Annotated in this window: 7 protein-coding genes; 5 read left to right on the forward strand and 2 right to left on the reverse strand. The window is 72.7% G+C overall.

What is annotated here, in order from left to right; all coding sequences use genetic code 11:
• Positions 1–35 precede the first annotated feature (35 nt).
• From ACFOWE_RS12815 to ACFOWE_RS12835, 5 genes are all read left to right on the forward strand, one after another.
• On the forward strand, positions 36–932 hold the full coding sequence (locus ACFOWE_RS12815; protein WP_377287577.1) for a CoA transferase subunit A: 897 nt from the start codon (positions 36–38) through the stop codon (positions 930–932).
• Positions 929–1,099: a hypothetical protein gene (locus ACFOWE_RS12820; protein ID WP_377287500.1), complete on the forward strand. Its 171-nt coding sequence runs from the start codon at positions 929–931 to the stop codon at positions 1,097–1,099. The genes ACFOWE_RS12815 and ACFOWE_RS12820 overlap by 4 nt, the downstream gene beginning before the upstream one ends.
• Positions 1,096–1,848: a CoA-transferase subunit beta gene (locus ACFOWE_RS12825; RefSeq protein ID WP_377287501.1), complete on the forward strand. Its 753-nt coding sequence runs from the start codon at positions 1,096–1,098 to the stop codon at positions 1,846–1,848. The genes ACFOWE_RS12820 and ACFOWE_RS12825 overlap by 4 nt, the downstream gene beginning before the upstream one ends.
• Positions 1,848–2,912 carry an NAD(P)H-dependent flavin oxidoreductase gene (locus ACFOWE_RS12830; protein WP_377287578.1) on the forward strand — a complete coding sequence of 355 codons (1,065 nt, stop codon included), beginning with the start codon at positions 1,848–1,850 and terminating at the stop codon, positions 2,910–2,912. The genes ACFOWE_RS12825 and ACFOWE_RS12830 overlap by 1 nt, the downstream gene beginning before the upstream one ends.
• Before the next feature lie 150 nt (positions 2,913–3,062).
• The gene (locus tag ACFOWE_RS12835) at positions 3,063–3,791 is read left to right on the forward strand and encodes a glyoxalase (RefSeq protein ID WP_377287502.1); all 729 of its coding nucleotides are present in this window, start codon (positions 3,063–3,065) and stop codon (positions 3,789–3,791) included.
• Between the two features lie 416 nt (positions 3,792–4,207).
• On the opposite strand, the gene ACFOWE_RS12840 is transcribed toward ACFOWE_RS12835, so the two are convergent.
• Together ACFOWE_RS12840 and ACFOWE_RS12845 are read right to left on the reverse strand one after the other, a co-directional pair.
• Positions 4,208–4,480, reverse strand: coding sequence for a hypothetical protein (locus tag ACFOWE_RS12840; protein WP_377287503.1), 273 nt, complete (start codon positions 4,478–4,480; stop codon positions 4,208–4,210).
• Positions 4,481–5,050: 570 nt separating this feature from the next.
• Positions 5,051–6,375 (reverse strand): PEP-utilizing enzyme (locus tag ACFOWE_RS12845; RefSeq protein ID WP_377287504.1); only part of this gene is annotated, 1,325 nt, incomplete at its 5' end.

Genomic DNA, 6,375 nt, shown 5'->3' on the forward strand with positions numbered 1-6,375 from the left:
AGGGAGGAGCGGTGAGCGGGCCGGCGGGCAAGGTGATGACGGCCGAGGAGGTCGTCGCCTCGCTGGAGGACGGCATGACGCTCGGGATCGGCGGCTGGGGCTCGCGGCGCAAGCCGATGGCCCTGGTCCGGGCGATCCTCCGGTCCTCCCTGAGGGATCTGACGGTCGTCTCCTGCGGCGGGCCCGACGTCGGCCTGCTCTGCGCGGCCGGCCGGGTCCGCCGGGTGGTCGCCCCGTTCGTGACGATGGACTCGGTCCCCCTGGAGCCGCACTTCCGGGCCGCCAGGCAGAGCGGGGCCGTCGGGTTCACCGAGTACGACGAGGGCATGTTCATGTTCGGCCTGCTCGCCGCGGCGCACCGGCTGCCGTTCCTGCCGACCCGCGCCGGGCTCGGCTCGGACGTCATGCGGGTCAACCCGGAGCTGCGCACGGTCCGCTCGCCGTACGGCGTGCGCGGGCCGTACGGCGCCCCGGGGCGGGACGCGGGGGAGGGGACGGGCGAGGACGGCGAGGAGCTGGTCGCGGTGCCCGCGCTGACGCTGGACGCGGCGCTGGTGCACCTGGACCGGGCCGACACCCGCGGCAACGGCCGGTACCTCGGCCCCGACCCGTACCTGGACGACCTGTTCGCCAAGGCCGCCGCCCGCACCTACCTGAGCTGCGAGCGGCTGGTGGAGCCGGGCGGACTGGACGGGCCGCCGCAGACGCTGCTGGTCAGCCGGATGCACGTCGCGGGCGTGGTGGAGACCCCGGACGGCGCGCACTTCACCGAGTCCGGCGACCACGGCCGCGACGAGGCGTTCCAGCGGTACTACGCGGCCTCGGCCGCCGATCCGTACGCGTGGGCGGCCTTCACCGACCGCTTCCTGTCCGGTGACGAGACCGCCTACCAGGACGCGGTACGGCGCTGGCACGAGGAGCAGGCCGGATGAGCGTGCCCCGTACGGGACAGGGCCTCCGTGAGGTGACGGCCACGATCCCCGCCGATCCCCGCGGCGGCACCGGCACCGGCACCGGCACCGGCACCGGCACCGGCACCGGCACCGGCACTGGCACTGGCACTGGCATCGGCACCGGCGCGGAGGAGGGGACCCGATGAGCGCGACCCGGGCGGAGATCTGCGTGGTGGCCTGCGCCGAGGCATGGCGCGGCGACGGCGAGATCCTGGCCGCGGCGATGGGCACCTGCTCGGTGCTGGGCGCGCGGCTGGCCCGGCTCACCTTCGAGCCGGACCTGCTGACCACCGACGGCGGCGCGCTGCTGACCGCCGAGCCGGTGCCGCTCGGCGCGCCCGCGGGCCCGGCCGAGGGCTGGCTGCCCTTCCGCGACCATCTCTGGCTGGTGCAGAACGGGCGGCGGCACGTGATGATGGGCGCCTCCCAGATCGACCGGTACGGCAACACCAACATCTCGGCGGTCGGCGACTGGGCCCGGCCCGCATCCCAGCTGCTCGGCGTGCGCGGCGCCCCCGGCAACACGATCTGCGACCCGACCAGCTACTGGATCCCCCGCCACTCCAGGAGGGTCTTCGTGCCGAAGGTGGACGTGGTCAGCGGGGTCGGCGCCGACCGGGCGGCGGAGCTGGGCGCGGCCGCGTCCCGCTTCCACGACCTGCGCCGGGTCGTGACCGACCTGGCCGTGTTCGACTTCGGCACCCCGGACGGGGCGATGCGGCTGGTCTCCGTCCACCCCGGGGTGGAGGTCGAGCAGGTCCTCGCCGCCACCGGCTTCGACCCGGTGGTCGACGGCGACGTCCCGGAGACCCGGCAGCCGACCGGCGAGGAGCTGCGGCTGATCCGCGAGCGGCTCGACCCGGCGGGCCTGCGCGACAAGGAGGTCCGGGCGTGATCGGGCAGCTCCTGGACACGCCGCTCACCCGGCTGACCGGCGTCCGCCATCCGGTCGTGCAGACCGGGATGGGCTGGGTGGCGGGCCCCCGGCTGGTCTCCGCGACGGCGAACGCCGGCGGCCTGGGCATCCTCGCCTCGGCCACCATGACCCTCGACCAGCTCGACGCCGCGATCGAAGAGGTCCGCTCGCGCACCGGCGCGCCCTTCGGGGTGAACCTGCGCGCCGACGCCTCCGACGCGGGCGAGCGCGTCGACCTGCTGATCAGGCATCAGGTGAAGGTCGCCTCCTTCGCGCTGGCGCCCCGCCGGGAGCTGATCGCCAGGCTGAAGGACGCCGGCGTCGTGGTGATCCCCTCCGTCGGGGCGCGCCGCCACGCGGAGAAGGTCGCCGCCTGGGGCGCCGACGCGGTGCTCGTCCAGGGTGGCGAGGGCGGCGGCCACACCGGTCCGATCGCCACCACGCTGCTGCTGCCGCAGGTCGTCGACGCCGTCGGCATCCCGGTGATCGCCGCCGGCGGCTTCTTCGACGGCCGGGGCCTGGCCGCCGCCCTGGCGTACGGCGCGGCCGGCGTGGCCATGGGCACCCGCTTCCTGCTCACCTCCGACAGCGCCGTCCCGGACGCGGTCAAGCGGCTCTACCTGGAGGCCTCCGAGACCGTGGTCACCCGCCAGGTGGACGGCATGCCGCACCGGGTGCTGCGCACGCCGCTGGTGGCCGGGCTGGAGGAGTCGGGCCGGCTGACCGGGCTGGTCCGGGCGGTGCGCAACGCCGCCCGCTTCCGGAGGGTCTCCGGGATGTCCTGGGCGGCGCTGCTCCGCGACGGCCTGGCCATGAAGCGCGGCAAGGAGCTGACCTGGTCCCAGGTGCTGATGGCGGCCAACACGCCCATGCTGCTCAGGGCGGCGATGGTCGACGGCCGCCCCGACCTCGGGGTGATGGCCTCCGGCCAGGCGGTGGCGGTCATCGGCGACCTGCCCTCCTGCGAGGAGCTGATCGACGCCGTCGTCACCCAGGCCGCCGCGACCCTGCGTGAGCTGGGGCGCAGGCACGGCGGGCCGTAGGAGGCGATCCCCGGGCGGTCATGCCGGACGGGCCCCCGAGAGCACCGGAGCGCCGGCCTCACGGCAGGTGCATCCCTGCCTGGAACGATCCATATGCGGGCTCCGCCGAAGGGTGTCAGCATCGCCGGGGGAGACGGAGAGGGGAATGACATGGGCGAGGCCGCGGTTCGCGCGAACGAGACGACGATTCCGCTGATGCCGTGCGCGTCGGTAGAGGAGACCTCGGCGTTCTACGAGGCGCTGGGGTTCGAGGTGACCTACAGGCAGAGCAGGCCCTATGTCTATCTGGCGATGCGGTGGAGCGGGTTTCAGCTGCACTTCGGCCCGGCGCCGGGAGGGCTGGATCCGGCCCGGGAGGAGTCCGGAGGCTGTCTGGTCATGGTCGACGCCGTGGCGCCGTACCACGCGACGTTCACCGCGGCGATGCGCCGGGCCTACGGGAAGGTGCTGGGTTCCGGCCTTCCGCGGATCACCCGTTACCGGCCGGGTGCGTCCCGGTTCACGCTGATCGATCCATCCGGGAACTCGATCGTCTTCATCCAGCGCGACGAGCCGGTCGAGCTGGAGTACGGCGGCTCGAAGCGGCTGACGGGCCTGGCCAGGGCACTGGACAACGCCCGGATCCTGCGCGAGTTCAAGAACGACGACCTGCAGGCGTTCCGCGCGCTCAAGTCGGCGGTGCGCAGGCGCGGCGGGGACGCCCCGCCGGTCGAGCTGGCCATCGCCCTGTGCCACCTCATCGACCTGGCCGCGGTCCTCGGTGAGCCCACCGATCCGTGGGTCGCCGATCTACGCGATCTGGAGCTCACCGCCGACGACAGGCAGCGCATCGAGTCGGAGGTCGGGCATCTCGCCGGGCTGCGGGAGTGGCTGGGCTGAGGGGTCTTCAGCGGCCTGTCCGGCAGGCCATCACCCGGGCGCGGTGGTCGGCGGCCCCGGCGCCTTCGCCCCCCGCGACAGCGCCACCCTTGTCCCGGACCCGTCGGTGCAGGTCGACCGCTCTCCTCCGCGGGCGAGGTTGGAGGGATTTCGGAGAGAATCGACCGTGGAAGGTGTTCATGAAATCTGAGAGATGGGGTGCGAGTGTGTCTGTGAACACATTCGATCCGTCATACCTAGACCATAGTCCCGACACCGCGAAGGCGCTTGAGGATGAGTCGGTCAAGCTTGACTCTCTGGTGGTCGTTATAGCGACTCAAGACTCCGGAGAATGACGGACGGCGTCATGGGATGCGTTTCTGCCGCATAACCGGCGATCAAAGGCAGGCGCTACCCGGGGCAGGGCCGAAGCGTGCTCATGTCGTGAGACCGAGCAGCTGAAGACCGTCTGCGGGATGGTTGCGGTGGCGGTCGGTGCGGCGGCGCTTGACCTGCAGAGCCTGGGCGGCGTACGGGAAGGGCAGGCTCCGGCCGGATCGGCTCCGGGAGGGCTCGGCTCCGGCCGCCAGGCGGGTTCGGACGACCAGGTCGTGCAGGACGCCGTCCGCGGTGGCGGCCTCCAGCCCGGCCGTCAGCCGGGTGACGTCGCGCTGCGGCGGCGGAGCTCGACACCAGCCGTCAATCTTCATTGACCCCGCGGGGAGCCCCCTCAACGAACCGCTGGAAGACGATCCTCCTCGTCCTGGCGGTGGCCGTACCGCTCAGCGCCCCGCCCGCGGAGCCGAGAGGCTGACGTTCGTGCTCAACTGCCGGCCGGATCATCCCAGCGAGCGCGGGGATGATCCCCGGACTTCGTGTGCGTGGTCCCCCGCTCAGCCGCCGCTCCGATACTCCCCGGGTAGCCTTGCTCATCCGGGGAGCAGTGCTGGGCGCCCCCCGGATGACGTCGGTGCGGCTCCCGAGAGGCAGCGGCAAGAAACCACCCGGATGAGAAGAAGAGGGCCGGCTCTCGGCGCCGCTCGCGGCAGACGTGTGAGAGCGAGACCGCCGACGGTGACTTCCAGATGTGCTTGCCGTCCTTGGAACGCACGCAGCCCTGGGATCTGTCGCGTCACGGCACGCCCCTCGCCCCACCTGATCGGCCGGATCGAGGATGAGCCGGTGGCGGCCTACCGACTCCGGGAAGCGTCGGAATACACTGCGGCCGCCTACCAGGCCCCCTGCGTGCGCAGCACGGGCCTTCTCGGTGACCGGCCCGGTCAGGGCAGGATCTCGACGTACCCGCCGGTTCCGTGCACGCGGATCCGCTGCCCGTCCCGGATCAGCCGGGTGGCGTCCACCACGCCGACGACGGCCGGCAGACCGTACTCCCGGGCGATCACCGCCCCGTGGGTCATCAATCCTCCGACCTCCGTCACCAGGCCCGAGACGGCGACGAACAGGGGCGTCCAGCTGGGGTCCGTGTGGACCGTGACGAGGATGTCGCCGGCTTCGAGGTCGGCCCGGGTCATGTCCAGGATGACGCGGGCGCGCCCCTCGACGGTCCCGGCGGAGACCGGCAGGCCGACCAGGGCGCCGGCCGGCACGTCGTCGCGCCGGTACGCCCCGGTGACGGCCTCGCCGTCGGAGGTGAGCACCCGGGGCGGCGTGAGCGCGTGGTACGACCGGAACGCGTCCCTGCGCCGGCGGATCAGCTCGTCGTCCACCCGGCCGGTGCGCGCGACGTCGTGGAACTCCTGGAACGTCAGGTAGAAGACGTCCTCCTCCTCGGCGAGCACGCCGGCCCGCACGAGGCGCCCGGCCTCTTCCAGCAGGGCCTGCTTGTAGACGAAGTAGCGGCTGACGATGTCGTACTTCGGGTACTCGCGGTAGCCGATGAAGGTCCGGACCCGATCGATCATCCGCTCGGTCTCGGCGGCCTTGCGCTCCCCGTCCGGCAGGGCCCGCAGGCGTTCGAGCACCTCCTGCGCCTTCTCCCGCGCGACCTGCCGTCCCTGCTCGAAGCGCCGCTCGGCGGCGCCCGGCTCGAAGTTCCTGACGTTGTCGAGGATCACGGGCACGAGCGTGGCGGGGCGTTCGCGCCAGCGCGGCCTCGTGATGTCGATCTCGCCGACGCAGCGCATGCCGTACCGGTCGAGGTAGGCCTCGATGGCGCGGCGCGCTTCGGTCCCGCCCGCGAACCTCGGCAGCTCGTCCAGGAAACCGTCGTCCTCGGCGCCCTGCAGGAACGCCACCACCTCCGGATGCGGGCGGATCACGTCGGCGACGTCGAGCAGCGCCAGACCCATCTCCGACGTGATGTTGCCGGAGGCGGACAGCGTGAGGGTGTCGGCCGCGTTCTTCTCGCCCAGCCATTCCCGCAGCCGGTCGTTGAGCCACCAGGTGGCCTCCATCCCCGCCATGATCGCCTGCATGCTCAGCGGATCACCGAGGACCCGCTTGTGCTCCTGGAACGCCTCCAGCAGGAAGTCGAACAACGCCGGTCCGGTCCTCGCCCGGATGTCGCGCCGCAGGGCGGCGATGGACGCCCGGCTGCGCTCGACCAGCTCGGTGACGATGGCCGGATCGGTCTCGATCGGGGCGG

This window comes from Planomonospora corallina, assembly GCF_042650625.1.
GTDB lineage: Bacteria > Actinomycetota > Actinomycetes > Streptosporangiales > Streptosporangiaceae > Planomonospora_B > Planomonospora_B corallina.